At 67.9% G+C, this 20,274-nt stretch carries 18 protein-coding genes; 9 read left to right on the plus strand and 9 right to left on the minus strand.

Features of this window, described 5'->3' with window-relative positions; genetic code table 11:
- Window positions 1–52 precede the first annotated feature (52 nt).
- The 3 genes from gnd to dnaA form a co-directional block, all read right to left on the minus strand.
- Window positions 53–928, minus strand: coding sequence for a phosphogluconate dehydrogenase (NAD(+)-dependent, decarboxylating) (gene gnd, locus OG780_RS21200; protein WP_326786745.1), 876 nt, complete (start codon window positions 926–928; stop codon window positions 53–55).
- Between the two features lie 190 nt (window positions 929–1,118).
- Window positions 1,119–2,249, minus strand: a complete 1,131-nt coding sequence (dnaN, locus tag OG780_RS21205; RefSeq protein ID WP_328450477.1) for a DNA polymerase III subunit beta — start codon at window positions 2,247–2,249, stop codon at window positions 1,119–1,121.
- A 1,058-nt stretch (window positions 2,250–3,307) separates the two neighbouring features.
- Complete coding sequence (gene dnaA / locus OG780_RS21210; RefSeq protein WP_328450479.1) at window positions 3,308–5,323, minus strand: chromosomal replication initiator protein DnaA; 2,016 nt, start codon at window positions 5,321–5,323, stop codon at window positions 3,308–3,310.
- Between the two features lie 398 nt (window positions 5,324–5,721).
- Between dnaA and rpmH the strand changes: the two genes are divergently transcribed.
- The 9 genes from rpmH to OG780_RS21255 all read left to right on the plus strand — a co-directional run bounded on the left by rpmH (window position 5,722) and on the right by OG780_RS21255 (window position 12,736).
- Window positions 5,722–5,859: a 50S ribosomal protein L34 gene (rpmH, locus tag OG780_RS21215; RefSeq protein ID WP_006381191.1), complete on the plus strand. Its 138-nt coding sequence runs from the start codon at window positions 5,722–5,724 to the stop codon at window positions 5,857–5,859.
- A 21-nt stretch (window positions 5,860–5,880) separates the two neighbouring features.
- Window positions 5,881–6,252 (plus strand): ribonuclease P protein component, encoded by a 372-nt coding sequence (rnpA, locus tag OG780_RS21220; RefSeq protein WP_326786748.1) that lies wholly within the window; start codon window positions 5,881–5,883, stop codon window positions 6,250–6,252.
- Window positions 6,249–6,599, plus strand: coding sequence for a membrane protein insertion efficiency factor YidD (gene yidD, locus OG780_RS21225; protein ID WP_326786749.1), 351 nt, complete (start codon window positions 6,249–6,251; stop codon window positions 6,597–6,599). Before rnpA ends, yidD begins: the two co-directional genes overlap by 4 nt.
- A gap of 3 nt (window positions 6,600–6,602) precedes the next feature.
- The gene (gene yidC / locus OG780_RS21230; protein WP_328450482.1) at window positions 6,603–7,904 is read left to right on the plus strand and encodes a membrane protein insertase YidC; all 1,302 of its coding nucleotides are present in this window, start codon (window positions 6,603–6,605) and stop codon (window positions 7,902–7,904) included.
- A gap of 15 nt (window positions 7,905–7,919) precedes the next feature.
- Window positions 7,920–8,429: a Jag family protein gene (locus OG780_RS21235; protein WP_326786752.1), complete on the plus strand. Its 510-nt coding sequence runs from the start codon at window positions 7,920–7,922 to the stop codon at window positions 8,427–8,429.
- A 118-nt stretch (window positions 8,430–8,547) separates the two neighbouring features.
- Window positions 8,548–9,264 (plus strand): 16S rRNA (guanine(527)-N(7))-methyltransferase RsmG, encoded by a 717-nt coding sequence (gene rsmG, locus OG780_RS21240; RefSeq protein ID WP_328450484.1) that lies wholly within the window; start codon window positions 8,548–8,550, stop codon window positions 9,262–9,264.
- Window positions 9,265–9,625: 361 nt separating this feature from the next.
- Window positions 9,626–10,699: a ParA family protein gene (locus tag OG780_RS21245; protein ID WP_326790883.1), complete on the plus strand. Its 1,074-nt coding sequence runs from the start codon at window positions 9,626–9,628 to the stop codon at window positions 10,697–10,699.
- Window positions 10,696–11,790, plus strand: coding sequence for a ParB/RepB/Spo0J family partition protein (locus OG780_RS21250; protein WP_328450486.1), 1,095 nt, complete (start codon window positions 10,696–10,698; stop codon window positions 11,788–11,790). The genes OG780_RS21245 and OG780_RS21250 overlap by 4 nt, the downstream gene beginning before the upstream one ends.
- Window positions 11,791–12,118: 328 nt before the next feature.
- On the plus strand, window positions 12,119–12,736 hold the full coding sequence (locus tag OG780_RS21255; protein WP_328450488.1) for a GNAT family N-acetyltransferase: 618 nt from the start codon (window positions 12,119–12,121) through the stop codon (window positions 12,734–12,736).
- A gap of 175 nt (window positions 12,737–12,911) precedes the next feature.
- Here OG780_RS21255 and trxA read toward each other — a convergent pair whose 3' ends face one another.
- The 6 genes from trxA to murJ all read right to left on the minus strand — a co-directional run bounded on the left by trxA (window position 12,912) and on the right by murJ (window position 20,241).
- Window positions 12,912–13,241 carry a thioredoxin gene (trxA, locus tag OG780_RS21260; RefSeq protein ID WP_328450490.1) on the minus strand — a complete coding sequence of 110 codons (330 nt, stop codon included), beginning with the start codon at window positions 13,239–13,241 and terminating at the stop codon, window positions 12,912–12,914.
- Window positions 13,242–13,286: 45 nt separating this feature from the next.
- The gene (trxB, locus tag OG780_RS21265; protein ID WP_103552379.1) at window positions 13,287–14,246 is read right to left on the minus strand and encodes a thioredoxin-disulfide reductase; all 960 of its coding nucleotides are present in this window, start codon (window positions 14,244–14,246) and stop codon (window positions 13,287–13,289) included.
- 249 nt (window positions 14,247–14,495) lie between these two features.
- Window positions 14,496–15,404 carry an anti-sigma factor family protein gene (locus OG780_RS21270; protein ID WP_328450494.1) on the minus strand — a complete coding sequence of 303 codons (909 nt, stop codon included), beginning with the start codon at window positions 15,402–15,404 and terminating at the stop codon, window positions 14,496–14,498.
- On the minus strand, window positions 15,401–16,132 hold the full coding sequence (gene sigM / locus OG780_RS21275) for an RNA polymerase sigma factor SigM (RefSeq protein ID WP_328450496.1): 732 nt from the start codon (window positions 16,130–16,132) through the stop codon (window positions 15,401–15,403). The genes OG780_RS21270 and sigM overlap by 4 nt, the downstream gene beginning before the upstream one ends.
- A 28-nt stretch (window positions 16,133–16,160) precedes the next feature.
- Window positions 16,161–17,879: a protein kinase family protein gene (locus OG780_RS21280; protein ID WP_328450498.1), complete on the minus strand. Its 1,719-nt coding sequence runs from the start codon at window positions 17,877–17,879 to the stop codon at window positions 16,161–16,163.
- A 118-nt stretch (window positions 17,880–17,997) separates the two neighbouring features.
- Window positions 17,998–20,241, minus strand: a complete 2,244-nt coding sequence (murJ, locus tag OG780_RS21285) for a murein biosynthesis integral membrane protein MurJ (RefSeq protein WP_328450500.1) — start codon at window positions 20,239–20,241, stop codon at window positions 17,998–18,000.
- Window positions 20,242–20,274: the final 33 nt, after the last annotated feature.

Consider the following 20,274-nt stretch of genomic DNA (forward strand, 5'->3'; position numbering starts at 1 on the left):
CCCGGCTGTGGACAACCGGGTCACTCCGGGTGTGGAGAACCCGGGGCGTCGATCAGGCCTTCTCGACGGCGTGGCCGCCGAACTGGTTGCGCAGCGCCGCGATCATCTTCATCTGCGGCGAGTCGTCCTGCCGCGAGGCGAAGCGGGCGAAGAGCGACGCCGTGATCGCGGGCAGCGGCACCGCGTGGTCGATGGCGGCCTCCACGGTCCACCGGCCCTCGCCGGAGTCCTGCGCGAAGCCCCTGAGCTTCTCCAGGTGCTCGTCCTCGTCCAGCGCGTTGACGGCGAGGTCGAGCAGCCAGGAGCGGATGACCGTGCCTTCCTGCCAGGAACGGAAGACCTCGCGCACGTCCGTGACGGAGTCGACCTTCTCGAGCAGCTCCCAGCCCTCGGCGTAAGCCTGCATCATCGCGTACTCGATGCCGTTGTGGACCATCTTCGCGAAGTGGCCCGCGCCGACCTTGCCGGCGTGCACCGCTCCGAAGTCGCCCTCGGGCTTGAGCGCGTCGAAGACAGGCTGGACCAGGGCGACGTGCTCGGCGTGGCCGCCGTACATCAGCGCGTAGCCGTTCTCCAGGCCCCAGACGCCGCCGGAGACACCGCAGTCGACGAAGCCGATGCCCTTGATGCCCAGCTCGACGGCGTGCTTCTCGTCGTCCGTCCAGCGCGAGTTGCCGCCGTCCACGACGACGTCGCCCGGCTCCAACAGGGCGGCCAGCTCGTCGATGGTGGACTGGGTCGCGGCACCCGCGGGGACCATGACCCACACCACGCGCGGGCCCTTGAGCTTGCCCACAAGTTCTTCCAGGCTGTGGACATCGGCGAGGTCCGGGTTGCGGTCGTATCCGATGACGGTGTGACCTGCGCGGCGGATCCGCTCGCGCATGTTGCCGCCCATCTTGCCGAGGCCGACGAGACCGAGCTCCATCAGTTGTTCCTTAGGGGTTGCGACGTGGCGTGAGGGCACTCTCGTACCTGGGTCCGAGCCTAGACCGGGGGGTACCACCCACGCCTTTCGGGCACCGGTGGAACTCACGCACATCTGTGGGCATACCCGCTCAGACGTATGCCCCGCCCACGGTGCGCCCGCCGGTCCCCAGGACCGGCGGGCTCCGGGATCAGCCGGACAGGCGCACCGGCATGATCAGGTACTTGTAGGCCTCGTCCGCCTCGGCGTCCACGGCGGGCTTGCCGCTGAGCAGCGCCGGCTTCGTGGACGTCGTGAAGGAGAGCTGGGCCACCGGCGAGTCGATGGCGCTCAGGCCGTCGAGCAGGAACGTCGGGTTGAAGGCGATCGAGACGTCGTCGCCCTCCAGCTGGGCGTCGACCCTTTCCACAGCCTGTGCGTCGTCGCTGGAACCGGCCTCCAGGATCAGCACGCCCTGCTCGAAGCTCAGCCGCACCGGGGTGTTGCGCTCGGCGACCAGGGCCACACGCTTGACGGCCTCCACGAAGGGGGCGGTCTCGATGACGGCGATGGAGTTGAACTCCGTCGGGAACAGGGCGCGGTACTTCGGGAGGTCGCCTTCGAGCAGACGGGTGGTCGTACGCCGCCCGGCGCCCTCGAAGCCGATCAGGCCCTCGCCCGCGCCGGAGCCGGACAGCGCCAGGATCACGCTGTCGCCGCCCGTGAGGGCCTTGGCGGTGTCCAGGAGCGTCTTGGCGGGCACCAGGGCGACCGCGGACGCCTCCGGGTTCTCCGGCTTCCACAGGAACTCTCGGACCGCGAAGCGGTACCGGTCGGTGGACGCCAGGGTGACCTTGTCGCCCTCGATCTCGATGCGCACACCGGTGAGCACGGGGAGCGTGTCGTCGCGCCCGGCGGCGATGGCCACCTGGGCGGCGGCGGAGGCGAAGACCTCACCGGGGACGGTGCCGGTCGCCGACGGCATCTGGGGCAGTGCCGGGTACTCCTCCACAGGCAGGGTGTGGAGTGTGAACCGCGAGGAGCCGCAGACCACGGTCGCCCGTACACCGTCTGTGGAAATCTCCACCGGCCGGTTGGGCAGCGCCCGGCAGATGTCCGCCAGGAGGCGGCCGGACACGAGGACCGTGCCCTCCTCGTCGATCTCCGCGTCCACGGAGACCCTCGCCGAGACCTCGTAGTCGAAGCTGGAGAGGCTCAGTGCGCCCTCCTCGGCCTTCAGGAGGAGGCCTGCGAGCACAGGAGCCGGCGGACGGGCCGGGAGGCTGCGTGCCGCCCAGGCCACTGCCTCCGCGAGTACGTCGCGTTCCACCCGGATCTTCACCGTTGCCGCCTCCGTCTGTTGCCGGCGCTCTCGCCCTGCTGGCCTTCGTCGTCTGACTCGGTGTCGTTCCGACCGCTGAGGGGGGAGGACACCGGGGACCAGTCTGACGCACCGCGCTGACAGTCGGTGCCCCTCGGGGTCAAGTCGTGCAGAGCGGCAGTCGAGCCTCCGGGAGCAAGTTGTGCACAGCCCCCACTTCGAAACGATTCCCAGGCTCTCTCTAGTTGGTCTTAGTAGTAGGGCCTGTGGAAACCGTGGATAACCCCATTTTCGCAGCTCAGAGGCGATTTTTTGTCCACCGAGCCTGTGGGTGAAGGCGGTGGACAACCTGGGGTATCTGTGGACGACGAAAAGTTCTGCACACTCGGTCCACAGCTGGGGGCGACTTCTCCCCAACGTCGTCCCCAGCTTTACCCGCGTTCCCCACAGCCCAATCCGGGACCTCGGTGTGACGCCTTTCACTCGACGCGGTGAGATGGCGCGGCGCGTTGCCGAACAGTGGACAGTGATGTGGAGAAGCTGGAGATCGTTGGGGATAACTGACCCCAGCCTGTGGGCCGCCGGTGGACAACCTTGCGCACAGCCTGTGGATCTTTTCTTTGTCCACAGGCTGTGGAGAGTCTTCGTCCACGAATCCACAGGCTGCTGACCTGGTCTGATGTCCTTTCAGCAGTGCTACCTGTGGAAACGATCTGGACAACTTCCCAGTCCCCAGGATGTGGACGGAAAAAAGTCACCACATCTGTGGAGAGTGGCCGTAACCAGGCTCGGATTCGAACAGCAGGTGTCGGGTCGGTAGCGCCGGCACCGATGCCGGAACCCTCGGAACAGGGCTCCGAAGCCCTCGGAACACGGCTCCGGAACCTCGAGAAGCGTCTCCGGAGCCCTCGGGGAGCGCCTTCGGACGTCGCCGGGCGCGCGGTCCTCGGCCCGTTCTCGGCCTCCCGGTGCCCGAGCGAGGCCCGGGAACGGGTGGGCCGAAAGGTGGGCGGGAACGGCGAAGGGCGCCCCGGGACGATGTCCCTGGGCGCCCTCGGGCATGGCCGCGCCGGCCTCCGTCAGCCGTTCTTGATGCGGTTCGTGAGTTCGGTGACCTGGTTGTAGATGGAGCGGCGCTCGGCCATCAGTGCGCGGATCTTGCGGTCCGCGTGCATCACTGTCGTGTGGTCGCGGCCGCCGAACTGCGCGCCGATCTTCGGCAGTGACAGATCGGTGAGTTCACGGCACAGGTACATGGCGATCTGCCGAGCCGTCACCAGGACGCGGCTGCGCGAGGACCCGCACAGATCGTCCACCGTGAGTCCGAAGTAGTCGGCCGTGGCCGCCATGATCGCGGTCGCGGTGATCTCGGGGGCCGAGTCCTCGCCACCGGGGATCAGGTCCTTGAGGACGATCTCCGTCAGACCGAGGTCCACCGGCTGCCGGTTGAGCGACGCGAACGCCGTCACCCGGATCAGCGCGCCCTCCAGCTCGCGGATGTTGCGCGAGATCCGGGACGCGATGAACTCCAGCACCTCCGGCGGGGCGTTGAGCTGCTCCTGCACCGCCTTCTTGCGAAGGATGGCGATCCGGGTCTCCAGCTCGGGTGGCTGGACGTCGGTGATCAGACCCCACTCGAAGCGGTTGCGCAGCCGGTCCTCCAGCGTGACCAGCTGCTTGGGCGGCCGGTCGCTGGAGAGGACGATCTGCTTGTTCGCGTTGTGCAGCGTGTTGAAGGTGTGGAAGAACTCCTCCTGCGTCGACTCCTTGTCCGCGAGGAACTGGATGTCGTCGACGAGCAGGATGTCCATCTCCCGGTACCGCTTGCGGAAGCTGTCGCCCTTGCCGTCGCGGATGGAGTTGATGAACTCGTTGGTGAACTCCTCCGAGCTCACGTACCGCACCCGGGTGCCCGGATAGAGGCTGCGCGCGTAGTGCCCGATCGCGTGCAGCAGGTGCGTCTTGCCGAGCCCCGACTCCCCGTAGATGAAGAGGGGGTTGTACGCCTTCGCCGGTGCCTCGGCGACGGCCACGGCGGCGGCGTGCGCGAAGCGGTTCGAGGCGCCGATCACGAACGTGTCGAAGAGGTACTTCGGGTTCAGCCGCGCGGTGGGCTCGCCCGGGCCGGGCGTCGGCGCGGGTTGCGCGGACTTCGACCCGGGGGCACCGCCCACGGACGGCAGCGAGGGGCCGCCCCTGCGTCCCTGACCGCTGTCGGAGGGGTCCGGCAGATCGCGGCGGTCGGAGCGCTGGTCGTAGTCCTGGCGCTGCTGCTCGTAGGGCGAGCGCTCCACCGACTGGGGCCGGTAGTCCTGCGGCGGCGAGGCGTAGGGGTCCCGCTCGGGGAAGCCGAGGCGCTGTTGCTGCCAGCCGTAGTCGTCCTGGGAGTGGCGCGGCCAGGCACCCGGCTCCGGGCGCTGGTAGTCCGGGTACGCGGGACGGGCGGTCGGCAGCTGGTCGCCCGGGGCACCGGGCAGCGGTTCGGCGCGGCCGCCGCGGTGGTCGTCGGCGCGGTGGCGGCCGTAGCCCTCGTATCCGTCGCGGCGGGAGTTGTACGGAGCGCGGTCGTCACGGCCCTGCGGCTCGTACGTGCCGCGGTCGTCACGGCCCTGGCCGGCGTCGTAGCCGCCGCGGTCCTCCCGTCCCTGGCCTTCGTACCCCCCGCGGTCGTCCCGGGTCTGTGTGCCGTCGTACGCGCCGCTGTCGTAGCCGCCGCGGTCGTCGCGTCCCTGGCTCTCGTAGGGGTCACGGCCCTGGACCGGTCCGGAGGGGAGCTCGGGCTCCTCGTAGCGGGGCGGCGCGGGCATCGAGGGTTCGCCCGCGGAGTCGTCGACGGTGATGGCGATGCGGATGGGGCGCCCGCACTCACGGCTCAGCGTCTCGCTCACGATCGGAGCGAGACGGCCTTCCAGTACGTTCTTGGCGAACTCGTTGGGAACGGCGAGCAGAGCGGTGTCCGCCACCAGGGCCAAGGGCTGGCACCGCTTGATCCAGTGCTCGTCCTTCACCTCGACACCCTGTCCGCGGCCTTCGCCCAGAAGTTGTTCCAGTACGCGTGGCCACACTGCGGCAAGATCGGCAGGTACGTCAGCCACGGGGCACGCTCTCTCACGGGTCCCATGAACGTGTGGTTCTGGGAACAGGTTGGGAAGTCAGTCGCTTGGGGCGGGGGAAACAAAACCGCTGGGGCGGCGAGAAGGGAACGAAACGGAGTTCAGCCACGGTAGTCAGGGCGACGGGTACGGTTCAAGTTGTTGTCCCCAGCCTGTGGATAGTGTCCCCCGTCGGCGGTTGGTTTGACCGGATGGCGTAGCCGCGCGTACCGTAACCAGGTCGAGTTGTCGATGGCTGCTGCCGCCTGCCTCCGATGGGCACAGATCGCGAAGCGTGATCGGGAAGCGGTGCACTCGGGCGTAATGCGAGTTTCCTCGTGGGCGCACGGTGACAGCCAGGGCGGCACCCCGCCACCACCGATTCTTTCTGGAGCCCCCGAGTGAGCAAGCGCACCTTCCAGCCGAACAACCGTCGTCGCGCCAAGACCCACGGCTTCCGCCTGCGGATGCGCACCCGTGCCGGCCGCGCGATTCTCGCGAACCGCCGTGGCAAGGGTCGCGCCAGCCTGTCCGCCTGATTACTTACAGGTCATGATCTCGTGCTGCCTACCGAGCATCGGCTGAGGCGGCGCGAAGACTTCGCGACCGCGGTACGCCGAGGACGCCGGGCCGGACGCCCGCTTCTCGTCGTCCATCTACGTAGCGGTGCAACGGACCCGCACGCGCCTGGGGAGAGCGCTCCCTCGACGCGTGCGGGTTTCGTCGTGAGCAAAGCCGTGGGCGGAGCCGTCGTACGCAACAAGGTGAAGCGCAGACTTCGCCATCTGATGCGCGACCGAGTCGCCCTGTTGCCCCCCGGTAGCCTGGTAGTCGTACGAGCGCTGCCCGGTTCGGGTGACGCCGACCATGAACAGCTGGCCCGAGACCTGGATGCCGCCCTGCAGCGGCTGCTGGGAGGGGGCGCGCGATGAAGTACCCACTGCTTGCTCTCATCAAGCTGTACCAGTGGACGATCAGCCCGTTGCTCGGGCCGGTCTGCAAGTACTACCCGTCGTGCTCCCGCTACGGCTACACAGCCATCGACCGGCACGGTGCGATCAAGGGAACGGCACTCACCGCCTGGCGCATCCTCCGGTGCAATCCGTGGTCGTTGGGCGGTGTGGACCATGTTCCGCAACGCAAGCGTCCGCGGTGGCACGAATTGCTGCGTAACGCCTGGCGTGCACGCAAGGGCGGGACCTCCGCCGAACCGGCCACCGGGGACACCACTGCCCCGAGCCCGGCCGCTGAGACCCCGTCCCATGCTCAAGGAGCTTGATTAGTGGACACGATTGCTGGCCTTTTCAGCTTCATCACGACACCCGTTTCCTGGGTCATCGTCCAGTTCCACGCCGTGTACGGGAAGATCTTCGGTCCCGACACGGGCTGGGCCTGGGGCTTGTCCATCGTTTCCCTGGTGATCCTGATCCGTATCTGCCTGATCCCGCTCTTCGTGAAGCAGATCAAGGCCACTCGGGCCATGCAGACCCTGCAGCCCGAGATGAAGAAGATCCAGGAGCGCTACAAGAACGACAAGCAGCGCCAGTCCGAAGAGATGATGAAGCTGTACAAGGAGACGGGTACCAACCCGCTCTCCTCGTGCCTTCCCATCCTGGCCCAGTCGCCGTTCTTCTTCGCGCTGTACCACGTGCTCAACGCCATCGCGACGGGCTCGACGATCGGTGTCATCAACGATTCGTTGCTGGCCAGTGCCCGTAAGGCGCACATCTTCGGTGCCCCCCTCGCCGCGAAGTTCACGGACAGCCAGAGCACGGTCGAGGCGCTCGGGGCCACGCTTCTCGACGTCCGCGTCGTCACCGCGGTCATGATCGTGCTGATGTCGGCGTCGCAGTTCTACACCCAGCGTCAGCTGATGACGAAGAACGTCGACACCACGGTGAAGACGCCCTTCATGCAGCAGCAGAAGATGCTGATGTACGTGTTCCCGGTGATGTTCGCCGTCTTCGGCATCAACTTCCCGGTCGGTGTCCTCGTCTACTGGCTGACCACCAACGTGTGGACCATGGGCCAGCAGATGTACGTCATCCGCAACAACCCGACCCCGGGATCGAAGGCTCAGGCCGCTTACCTGGAGCGCCTGCAGAAGCACGTCACGCTCCACGGCAAGACGCGCCGCCGCAGTGAGAAGGCCATCGTCAAGGCCATCGTCGCCAAGGGCCGCGACCGCAACGAGTTCGAACGCAAGTTCATCAACAGCCTCACCAAGGCGGGCCTCGTGGCCCAGCCGGACGGTCTGGTGATGAAGGGCGAGAGCACGACAGTCGTCGAGTCCGAGGACGGCACCACGACCACCGCAGCCGCCGCCCCCAAGCGGCAGCAGCCGAAGCGGCAGTCCAAGTCGCAGCGCCAGTCGGGTGTGACGGCGACCGGCACGCCCAAGCCGGCGGACGAGTCCGAGCCGAAGACCTCGCTGAGCAAGTCCGACGAGCCGCAGGACGACAAGCCCTCCGCCGCACAGCAGGCTCCCGGAAGCGGGAACAAGCCCGGCGCCGGTACCCGCAGCAAGGCCCAGTCCGGACAGCGCAAGGGCCCGCAGCGGCCCAAGTCCCCGTCCAAGAAGTAAGAAGGAGTCCATCCCGTGACGGAAGGCACCACCTCCGCCGCCGCTGAGGGCGACACCCTGACCCGCCTGGAGCAGGAAGGCGAGATCGCGGCGGACTACCTCGAGGGTCTGCTCGACATTGCCGATCTCGACGGCGACATCGACATGGACGTTGAGGCCGACCGCGCCGCTGTCTCGATCATCAGCGACTCGGGCGGCCGCGACCTGCAGAAGCTGGTCGGCCGCGACGGCGAGGTGCTGGAAGCGCTCCAGGAGCTCACGCGCCTGGCCGTGCACCGGGAGACCGGGGACCGCAGCCGGCTGATGCTGGACATCGGGGGATTCCGGGCCAAGAAGCGCGAGGAGCTCTCCGAGCTGGGCGCCAAGGCCGCCGCCGAGGTCAAGAGCTCCGGTGAGCCGGTCAAGATGGACCCGATGACGCCCTTCGAGCGCAAGGTCGTGCACGACGCGGTCAAGGCCGCCGGCCTGCGCAGCGAGTCCGAGGGCGAGGAGCCGGAGCGCTTCGTCGTCGTGCTCCCCGCCTGATCGGTACGTACGTTCCTTCGGCCCCGTCTGTTGCGCAGACGGGGCCGAATTTTGTCAGCCTGATAGTCCTGGTGATCAGCGCTCAGTGCGCTCAAGCGGTACGGAAGGACGGTCCCCCGTGACGGAGGCAGCGGAGCTTCCCCCCGCGCCCGAGCAGGCGCGCGAGGTATTCGGTGATCGCTTCGCGGACGCGGTCCGGTACGCGGAACTGCTGGCCGAGGCGGGAGTGCAGCGTGGGCTGATCGGCCCGCGGGAAGTGCCCCGGCTGTGGGAGCGGCACCTGCTGAACTGCGCGGTGCTCTCGGAGGTCGTGCCCGAGGGCGTGACCGTATGCGACGTCGGCTCCGGGGCGGGGCTGCCCGGCATCCCCTTGGCGCTCGTCCGGGAGGACCTCAAGATCACACTGCTTGAGCCCCTACTGCGCCGGACCAATTTCCTCACCGAGGTCGTGGAACTGCTCGGTCTCGACCACGTGACCGTCGTACGCGGCCGCGCCGAGGAAGTCATGGGCAAGCTCCAGCCGGTTCACGTGGTGACCGCCAGGGCGGTTGCTCCGCTCGACCGGCTGGCGACGTGGGGTATCCCGCTGCTGCGCCCGTACGGCGAGATGCTGGCCCTCAAGGGCGACGCGGCCGAGGAGGAGCTGAAGACCTCTGCCACGGCGCTGAGCAAGCTCGGTGCCGTGGAGACCTCCATCCTCCATGTCGGTGAGGGCATCGTGGATCCGATGTCCACCGTGGTGCGGGTGGAAGTCGGCGAGAGCCCCGGCGGTGTGCGCTTCGCGGCGAAGCGGGCCAAGGCCGCCAGGACGGGCCGGACGCGCCGCCGACGCTGACCCTCGTCGATGTGAGCATCACTACTCCCGGTTCTCTCGCGAGAGGGCCGGGAGTTTTTCGTTCGGGGCCAGGAGTTGTTTCTCACTTCGATGGGATCGGTCTCGATGACGAGGCTTATTCGACAAAAGCTGACAAACCTGTAGGTATCGGAGTGTCGCGCCGTGATGACCCGAGTGGCTCGGCATCGTGTTTCACGTGAAACATCGCTCACTGTTGCACGGCATCATCAGTCGCGGCCGAGCTGCGGCCGAACCTCGCGGTCGGAGGCCACTCGGGCCACTCGGAGGAGGTGTGGAGTTGTCCACAGAGGTGGATTTCTCCACAGAACAACGGGCCTCGCTGGTTCACGACCCCAATGGCATGGGAGGCTCTGTTCATTGCGAGCCTGAAGTCGAGGAGAGTGAATCCTTGCGGTCCGACGCCAACATCGCGGGACCGATGACCGATCCGGTCCCCGGTCCCCGTACCGAGTCGATGGGGGAGGATGTTTCACGTGAAACACCGCCCCCGATGGACGACACTCCCATCGGTCGTGCTGCCCAACTGGCTGTGGAGGCGCTAGGTCGCGCCGGTGAAGGCCTGCCACGGCCCGAGCAGACCCGAGTCATGGTGGTCGCCAACCAGAAGGGCGGGGTGGGTAAGACCACGACCACGGTCAACCTTGCCGCTTCGCTGGCCCTGCACGGCGCCCGGGTCCTGGTGATCGACCTCGACCCTCAGGGCAATGCCTCCACGGCGCTGGGGATCGACCACCACGCAGAGGTTCCATCGATCTACGACGTGCTGATCGACAGCAAGCCGCTCTCCGAGGTCGTTCAGCCGGTCCCTGATGTCGAGGGCCTCTTCTGCGCCCCCGCCACCATCGATCTCGCCGGTGCGGAGATCGAGCTGGTGTCGCTGGTGGCCCGTGAGAGCCGGCTGGAACGAGCGATCCTGGCGTACGAGCAGCCGCTGGACTACATCCTCATCGACTGCCCGCCGTCGCTCGGCCTGCTGACGGTCAACGCTCTGGTCGCCGGCGCGGAAGTGCTCATCCCCATCCAGTGCGAGTACTACGCGCTCGAAGGCCTGGGGCAACTTCTGCGCAACGTCGACCTGGTGCGCGGGCACCTCAATCCCGACCTGCACGTCTCGACGATTCTGCTCACCATGTACGACGGCCGGACCCGCCTCGCGTCCCAGGTCGCGGAGGAGGTGCGCAGTCACTTCGGCAAGGAGGTGCTGCGGACGAGCATTCCGCGGTCGGTGCGTATTTCGGAGGCCCCGAGTTACGGGCAGACGGTTCTGACCTACGATCCGGGTTCGAGCGGTGCTCTCTCGTATCTTGAGGCCGCGCGCGAAATCGCCCTGCGAGGAGTCGGAGTGGCGTACGACGCGCAACATGCCCATGTGGGCGGACAGAACGATCAGAACATGGTGGAGGGGATCCAGTGAGCGACCGACGACGGGGTCTGGGGCGGGGCCTGGGCGCGCTGATCCCTGCGGCTCCGACAGGTGAGCGGCCGGGTGTTTCGGCGAGTGGGGCATCCTCCTCGCCGACCGCCGGTCCTGTGCTCACGGCGGAGCGCGGGGTGGCTGCGGCGAAGGTGACCACGCTGCCGTCTGTTTCACATGAAACGGAGGAGGTGTCGTCGAACGGATCACTGGAGACGCTTCAGACTCCCGTCGGCGCCCACTTCGCCGAGCTGCCTCTCGACACCATCACGCCGAATCCGCGCCAACCGCGTGAGATCTTCGACGAGGACGCTCTTGCCGAGCTGGTCACCTCCATCAAGGAGGTCGGACTCCTCCAGCCGGTCGTCGTGCGCCAGGTGGGTTCCGGGCGCTACGAGCTCATCATGGGAGAGCGCCGTTTCCGGGCTTGCCGTGAGGCGGGGCTCGAGGCCATTCCTGCGATCGTGCGAGCCACGGAGGACGAGAAGCTTCTCCTGGACGCGCTCCTGGAGAACCTCCACCGGGCTCAGCTGAACCCGCTGGAAGAGGCGGCGGCCTACGACCAGCTGCTCAAGGACTTCAACTGTACGCACGACCAGTTGGCGGACCGGATCGGACGGTCACGTCCTCAGGTCTCCAACACTCTGCGCCTGCTGAAACTCTCCCCGTCGGTTCAGCGTCGTGTGGCTGCCGGAGTTCTCTCCGCGGGGCATGCGCGGGCACTCCTCGCCGTGGACGACTCGGAGGAGCAGGACCGCCTGGCTCACCGCATCGTCGCCGAGGGGCTCTCGGTGCGGGCCGTGGAGGAGATCGTGACCCTCATGGGGTCCCGCCCGCAGGCGGCTCAGCGCTCCAAGGGGCCGCGGGCCGGCAGTCGGCTCTCTCCGGCGCTGACCGATCTGGCCACCCGCCTCTCGGACCGCTTCGAGACCCGGGTGAAGGTCGACCTGGGACAGAAGAAGGGCAAGATCACTGTCGAGTTCGCTTCGATGGAAGACCTTGAACGCATCCTCGGTTCCCTCGCCCCGGGAGAGGGTCCGGTGCTTCAGAAGAGCCTTCTGGACGACGACTCCGACGACGCGGAAAGCTGAGACGGCTTTCTGGCGGCCCGATGTCCGATCGGGTTCACCGGAAGAGCGGGCCGTGTCCGGCGTGTGCCGGAATACGGCCCGCTCTTTGCTTTCTGGCGGTATCGATGGAATCGCATCGTGGATACGATGCGATGGGTATGGCGCATCCACCTGGCAGCACCTTCATCGGGGAGGCGGGGGTCATGCAGAGCGTGAGCCGTACCGGACTGGTGACCGCAGGTCTGGGTCTGGGAGCGGTCGGCGGGTTCGTCGGCAGCCTGCTCAGAGAGCGGAGCCATCTGACAGCCGCCCGTGACGCCGCGGGCGAAGGAAGCGAGGAACAGCCTTCATGGGGCGTCGGCTCGTACCGCTCACGCTGGACAACCTTCAGGACCTTCCCCAGCGCTGTCGTGCGTGCGTCTTCTGGGAACTGGATCCTGTCCGCGGTGAAGCCGCGGTAAAGGCGGGTACGAGCGCCCTGGAGAAGGAGGCGTGGATCTCCTCGGTTCTGCTGGACTGGGGATCCTGCGGCCGAGTCGCCTACGTGGACGATGTGCCGGTGGGCTATGTGCTCTACGCGCCGCCGGCCTACGTCCCCCGCTCCACGGCGTTTCCCACAAGCCCCGTGGCGCCGGACGCGGTTCAGCTCATGACCTCGTTCATCATGCCGGGCTATCAGGGACAAGGGTTGGGCCGGGTACTGGTCCAGACGGTGGCCAAGGATCTGCTCCGTCGGGGATTCAAGGCGATCGAGGCCTTCGGAGACGCCCGGTGGAAGGAACCCGCCTGTGTGCTCCCCGCCGACCATCTCGTCGCGGTGGGCTTCAAGACCGTGCGCCCTCACCCCAGGCATCCGCGCCTGCGGCTGGAACTGCGGACGACGCTCTCCTGGAAGGAAGACGTGGAGTTGGCGCTGGACCGGCTTCTCGGAGCCGTGCAGAAGGAGCCTGCGCTCCGTCCTTTGTGATGAGCGGCCGCCCGCACCGTTCGTGTTCCGGGACCGACGCGTCCTTCCGTCGGTCCGGCATCCTCGGCTGAGCGCCCGTCATCCCCCGGGAAAGCGAATGGGCCAGCCCGAGCGGGCTGGCCCATTCGTGTTTCACGTGAAACACACGACGCGTGTACGGCAGCGTCGCGGACTACTAGGCGATGAAGTCCTCCAGGTCGCGCACGATCGCGGCCTTCGGCTTCGCTCCGACGATGGTCTTGGCGACCTCGCCACCCTGGTAGACGTTCAGGGTCGGGATCGACATGACGCCGTACTTGGCGGCCGTCGCCGGGTTCTCGTCGATGTTGAGCTTGACGATCTCGATCTTGTCGCCGTGCTCGGCGGCGATGGCCTCGAGCGACGGGGCGATCTGGCGGCAGGGACCGCACCAGGCGGCCCAGAAGTCCACCAGGACGGGCTTGTCGCTCTTGAGGACGTCCTGTTCGAAGGAGTCGTCGGTCACGTTCTTGAGGGTGCCGGCCACGGCGGGCTCCTTAACTTGTTGGTGCGGTGGGGAGAGCTGGGATGATCAGACGGTGGCGGCCGCGGTCTCGCTGTCCGCAAGGGCCGCGAGGTAGCGCTCGGCGTCGAGGGCGGCGGAGCAGCCGGTACCGGCCGCGGTGATCGCCTGACGGTAGGTGTGGTCGACGACGTCACCGGCGCCGAAGACCCCGGTCACGTTGGTGCGGGTCGAAGGCGCGGCGACCTTCAGGTAGCCCTCGCCGTCCAGGTCGAGCTGGCCTTTGAAGAGTTCGGTGCGCGGGTCGTGACCGATCGCGATGAACAGACCGGTCACCGGGAGCTCTGAGGTCTCGCCGGTCTTGAGGTTGCGCAGCGTCAGACCGGCCAGCTTCGGGTCGCCCTTGATCTCGGCGACCTCGCTGTCCCAGATGAACTTGATCTTCGGGTCCGCGAAGGCACGCTCCTGCATCGCCTTGGAGGCTCGAAGGCTGTCCCGGCGATGAACGATGGTGACGGACTTGGCGAAGCGCGAGAGGAAGGTGGCCTCCTCCATCGCGGTGTCGCCACCACCGATGACGGCGATGTCGTGGTCCTTGAAGAAGAAGCCGTCACAGGTCGCGCACCAGGAGACGCCACGTCCGGAGAGGGTGTCCTCGTTGGGGAGACCGAGCTTGCGGTGCTGCGAACCCGTCGTGACGATCACGGCCTTGGCGCGGTGCACGGTGCCGGCGGTGTCCGTGACCGTCTTGATCTCGCCTGTCAGGTCGACGGCGACGACATCGTCCGGGACCAGCTCGGCACCGAAGCGCTCGGCCTGGGCGCGCATGTTGTCCATGAGCTCGGGGCCCATGATGCCGTCCTGGAAGCCGGGGAAGTTCTCGACCTCGGTGGTGTTCATCAGCGCACCGCCCGCGGTGACGGCGCCTTCGAAGACCAGCGGCTTCAGCGACGCGCGCGCGGTGTAGAGCGCCGCCGTGTAGCCGGCGGGCCCAGACCCGATGATGATCACGTTACGGACGTCGCTCACGGCTTGATTCCTCGTCTCTGGAGACTGCTGCGTACCGGTGGGAGCATCTGTCAGTACTCTCACCCCACCCAACGGATCCTAAGGGGCTTCAATTCCCGCTGTGTCAGGGCACACGGAGACCGGGTGTCGGACGGAGACACCAAGGGGCGTCGGGGCGACAGACCTCTGTGCTTCACAGCGGCAGGGCGTGCTGATGGGACGCTCGGGACAGTCGTGGCCGATGTGCCGGAGAGTCGGCGACAGGTGGGTTCAGGAACGCGCGTACGACCGGGTCAGCAGGAGCTTGCCGGGCGACGGAGAGGACTGTTTCTCGCAGGAGGCGTCGACGATGTAGGCCGTGACCTTCGCCGTGTCGGAGGCATCGGACACCACGAGGAGATAGACCTTCTTCTCCTGGAACGAGCCCTGCTTGGCGGCGAGTAGCACCCCGGGGTCTCCGGTTCCCTGCTCGACACACTGGGGAACCGCGGGTGTGGGGGTGATCAAGGTACTCACGCCGCCCGAGTCGGTTCCGGCGTCGTGTGACTCGATACCCCAGGGTTTGGCACTGGCCGAGCCGTCACCCGACTTCTTGTTCTTCGCGAGAAGATCCGAGACCTCGCCTTTCAGAGTCTGCTCGGAGAAGGCAGTCCGGGACCCCGACTCGTGCTGGGTTGTCGTCCGGGGGGTCTTGCCGGAGCCGTCGCCGTCCAGGGACTGAACCAGGATCGCGCCGAGCCCCAGTGCCGCGGCCGCGAAGGCGGTGCCGAGGAGGGCGGTCCTGCGGCGGCCACGACGTGCTCGGTGAGAGCGGCCGGGGCCGGTGACCCCACGAGGATGTCCTGAAGGGCTGGTGGCAGTCGACGTTTCACGTGAAACATGAGCACGGTCGGCTTCGGCGTCGAGTGCCTCATCGGGAGCCGCGGCGCTCAGCAGGGCTTCCGCGGCCAGGGCGGCATCGATGCGTTCGGCGACATCGTCGGGCATGCGCGCGGGGCCCGGCAGGGTGCCGAGAAGGCCGCGGATCTCCTCCAGGGAGTCGTACACGTCCGTGCAGACCGTGCACCCATCGAGGTGTTGTCGCACGTCCTCGGTACGGGCAGGCGAGAGCAGACCCTCGGTGAGGTCGGAGATTTCCGCGACGTCCGGGTGCTCGGCCTTGTCCGTCGTGGATGTCACGCCCGCCCACCTCCGCCCTTCACAGCAGCTGAATCGCTTGGCCCCGCGTCGTGGGGACCCGACGCGTGAGGTCCCGCTGCGGGTGGGACGGATGTCCCCTGCGTCCGGTTCCGTCCGCCGCCCGACTTCTTCGTCTCCTCGTCGCCCGGGTTCTCTTTACGGAGATGGGTGAGCAGGGGAAGCAGTCTGGCTCTGCCGCGTGCACAGCGGCTCTTCACCGTGCCGGTCGGCACATCGAGGATGCGGGCCGCCTCCGCCACGGGGTAGCCCTGCATGTCCACCAGGAGGAGGGCGGCGCGTTGGTCGGTGGGGAGCGTGCCCAGGGCGGCTATGAGCTCGCGGTGGAGGTCGTTGCGTTCGGCCGGAGCGGCGGCGGACTCGTGCGGTTCGAGAAGCTGTTCCAGGCGCTGGGTGTCATCGACGGGGGACGTCTTCCTGGAAGCTGCCTTGCGGGCTCGGTCCAGGCAGGCGTTCACCGTGATGCGGTGCAGCCAGGTCGTGACAGCCGACTGGCCCCGGAAGGTGTGGGCGGCCCGATAGGCCGAGACGAGCGCGTCCTGGACCGCGTCAGCGGCCTCCTCGCGGTCTCCCAGCGTCCGGAGGGCCACCGCCCACAGGCGGTCGCGATGGCGCCGTACAAGCTCACCGAAGGCGTCTGGATCGCCCTCGACGTGGCGGGCCAGGAGGTCCTGATCGCTTGTTTCACCCTGTGCGGCTTCATCGGCCATCGGACCCCCTCCCCTCCGTCGACAAGCGTCAGCCGGTGAACTTCACGTCCGTAATGGCCTGCTTGTAGCCGGCGCCGCTGTACTGGTCACCGGACGCGTACGGCATCGCCGTGATCCAGAGCAGTACGCACCGAGTCGGCGCCTTCTTGGTGATCGTGATCTTCGCCGTGGTGCCGCTCGTTGTGATGGTCCCGATCTTCGTCATCGAATCCACCGGCGTCGAGGAACTCGTGGAGTCCGTCGCGTAGAGGGTGATCGTGGTGTGATCACCGGCGTAGCGGAGCCCTATCGAGGCCGCGGACACGGTCTTCTGCGAGCCGAGGTCGTAGACGATGCCGACGCCGGGCTTGAAGGACGGCTTCATTTCCGGACCGTCCAGGAAGCTTCTGCTCCGCCAGTACGTGGAGCTGTTGCCGTCGTACGTGTTGCCTACGTCCTCGGGTGCCTGGGCGTCGCCCTTCGCGACGTACTCCTGCGCATCCTTGATCGCGATCGGCTTGGCCGGCTTGGGCTTGGTGCCGTCCTTCTCGTTGCCGTCCGTCGTCTGGGTCTGCTTGGTGTCGTCGGGCTTGTAGTGGTCCATCAGCGCGTCCGCGAGCTGCCAACTGCCCAGGCCCAGTGCGGCGATGAGGAGAGCCGACACGGCCCACTTCAGGGCCGTTCCGGTACGACTCTGCAGCGGGGGCGGCGGAGTGGGCAAGGGCTGGGTGGCACCCGGACGCGGCGACTGACGCCCGTACGTGCCCTGCTGGTACGTCGTGCGCTGGTACTCGGGCGGTGCGGTGAAGGCGGGCTCCGGCGGGCGGATGCGGGGCATCTCGCCGACCGCCTTCACGAGCTCCTCCGGCGTGGTGCACGGGGACTCGTGGCGGGAGGCGGTCGCACCGTCGTTGGCGAGCGCGCGCATGGCGAGCTCCGACAGGCCCCGGTGAACCCCGGCACGCACCTGGTCGGGTGCGATGAGACCGACGCCCTTGGGCAGCCCCGACAGGCCGTAGGCATCGCTCTCGTACGGCCAGCGCTGGGTGAGGGCGGCGTACAGGAGTGCGCCGATCGCTTCGGTGTCGGTGCGCTGCGGGGTGTCCGAACTGATGCCGCGCAGTGCCGCGTTCACGGCCAGCCCGCGGATGCGCCACTGGCCGGTGGACGTGCGCAGCACGGCGCCCGGGGTCAGCTTGAGATGGGCGAGGCCCTCGCGGTGTGCGGCGGCCATGGCCCCCGAGACCTGACTGACCATCTGGTAGGCCTCGTGCACCTCGAGAGGACCCGAAGCGAGGAGAGCCGTGAGTTCCGTGGCGTCCGGCAGCCACTCGTGCACGACGTAGACGAGATCGTTCTCCTCGACCGCGTCCAGGACCTGGACGAACCGGGGATCGCCCAGCAGGGCGGAGGAACGGGCCGCCGCCAGTACGGAGCGGGCACGCGGATGATCGGCGGGCAGCAGGTGCACCCCGACGGCGCGACGGAGTTTCTCGTCCATCGCGCGCCAACTGCTGAAACCGTCCAGTCGGGTGACGCACTCTTCGAGGCGGTAGCGCCTGGCGAGTTTGTGACCACTGTGCAGTTCGGGCGGTGAGGCCTTTCCGGGACCCGCGGTCCCGCCGCTCCCCTGTGCCTCTTCGCTGTCCGTTTCCCGCTCCCGGTTGAGGGCCACCCCGTCGGACGTGGTCTGGTCCGCCTTGGCGGTCAGCGGTTCGTCACCGCTGTTGTCTGCCACGTCGACGGCAGCCGTGCTCCGTTCCGCCACCGTCGTCCCTGCCTCCCCATCCATTGCGCGCTGTCCGACGCAGAAACCAATTGTGCCCACAGTCCGGCGCTATGCACGACACACGGCGACGGACGATGGTTGTGCGCGTACCCCCGCCTCAGCGCCCCAGGCGCCCGCGGACCATTCCGACCATTGAGTTGAGTTCTTCGATGCGCATCTTGCGCGCCGCGACGTAGAAGACACCGAGCAGGGCGACCGATCCGAAGACGAGGGCCGCGATCGAACCGATCACGCCATGTCCGAGGACCTGGGTGATCGCGAAGCCTACGGCGCCGCCCACCACAGCGCCAGGGACGGAGGCCAGGCACAGACGGGCGTACGTGCGCAGCACGCGGGCACCGTCCAGGTCGCCGCCCAGCCGCCTGCGCAGTCGCTGCCAGGCCACTCCGACGCCCACGGCGTACGCCAGGCCGTACGCGCCGGCCATGCCGACGACCGCCCACTGCGCGGGCAGGATCATGTAACAGACGGCCGAGGCGGCCGCGTTGACGGCGGCCACGATGACCGTGTTGTAGAACGGCGTGCGGGTGTCCTCGTAGGCGTAGAAGCCGCGCAGGATCACGTACTGCACCGAGAACGGGATCAGGCCGAGGGCGAAGGCCATGAGGACGTAGCCCTGGGATTCGGCGGACTGGAGGCCGCTGGAGCCGAAGAGCAGGGTGCACATGGGGATGCCCAGGGCGAGGAACATGAAGGCCACCGGGACGATCGCGACGGCCGAGGTCCGCAGACCCTGCGAGATGTCGTCACGGACGGCTCCCGGGTCTCCGTCGTGGGCCGCTCGTGAGATCCGCGGAAGCATGGCCGCCATGACGGAGACCGTGATGATCGCCTGAGGCATGCCCCAGATGAGCTGGGCGTTGGCGTAGGCCATGATGCCCGCGCCGCTCTTGCCCGAAGCCTTGCCCGCCGCCGTGGCCAGCTGCGTGACGACGAGGACGCCGGCCTGATTGGCGAGAACGAAGAGCACGGTCCACTTGGCGAGCTTGATGGCCTTGCCGAGACCGTGGCCCCGCCAGTCGAAGCGCGGACGGAACCGGAACCCGGCCTCGCGCAGATACGGAACCATCGCCGTGGCCTGGACGACCAGACCGAGCAGGGTGCCGATGCCCAGCAGGCGGATGCCGTCCGGCGGGATGGTGGTCACCGACATCCCGGAGTGGCGGGCGGTGCCGTAGACCCAGAGGAACATGCCGAACGTGAAGATCATGACGATGTTGTTCAGGACCGGGGTCCACATCATCGCGCCGAACTTCCCGCGGGCGTTGAGGATCTGGCCCATGACCACGTGCACGCCCATGAAGAAGATCGTGGGCAGGCAGTAGCGGGCGAACGTGACGGCCACGTTGTTGGCCGCGGGGTCGCTCGCGATGGGCGACGACATCAGCTGGATCAGCAGCGGCGCGATGAAGACCGCGGCGGTGACGATCACACCGAGGGCGACCATGACGAGCGTCAGCAGGCGGTTGGCGTAGGCCTCGCCCCCGTCGTCGTCCTCCTTCATGGACCGCACGAGCTGGGGTACGAAGACCGAGTTGAGGCCGCCGCCGACGGTGAGGATGTAGATCATCGTCGGCAGGGTGTAGGCGACAGTCCAGGCGTCACCGAGTGTCGCCGCACCCAGAGCGGCGGTGATGATCATGGTCCGTACGAAGCCGGTGAGACGGGACACCAGCGTGCCCGCCGCCATCACCGCGCTCGACTTCAGCAGACCGGAGGCACGGCCGCCGGACTTCGCCGGAGCGGCCGCGGGAGGCTGAGCGGCGGCCGGAGCCGGCTCGGGAGCCGGTGCCGGGACCGCGGAGGAGACGGAGGAGGCGTAGCCAGGACGGACGCCACCCTGCTGCTGATCGCGGAAGAGATGAGCGAAGGCGTCGGGCTCGTGCTGTTCCTCGCCGGCCTGCGTGACCAGATCGTCCACGCCCACGTACTGGGTGGTCCGGGCGTCGTCGCCGTAGGGCAGGTGACGCGTCGGCCCGGACGGCTCCGGAGGAGGCGTCTGGGCCCACAGCCGCGGGTCGGGTGCGTACTGCGACGCGGGCGGCTGAGCGTACAGCGGCTGCTGGGGGGCGTACGTTCCGGGCGCCGGCGGAGGGTGCGCGGCACGGTCGTACAGCGCCTCCGTCACCGGGTCCTGGGCCGAGAGGTCCTGAGCCCGGTACGGATCCTGGTCGTAGGCGTCCTGGAGGTACATGTCCGCGGGAGACCCCGGCGGCATCTGAGCGGTCTCCGGCATGCCCTCGGGGTGGCCGGGGCGGTCCGCAGCCCGGTCCGGGTAGTCCTCGGGGTAGCCCGAGGATCCCGCGCCCTGGCCGCGGTCACCGTCGTACGGCGCGTTCATGGTTACCCCACCTCATCGTCCCCGGGCCCACCG

This window comes from Streptomyces sp. NBC_00386, assembly GCF_036063235.1.
Classification (GTDB): domain Bacteria; phylum Actinomycetota; class Actinomycetes; order Streptomycetales; family Streptomycetaceae; genus Streptomyces.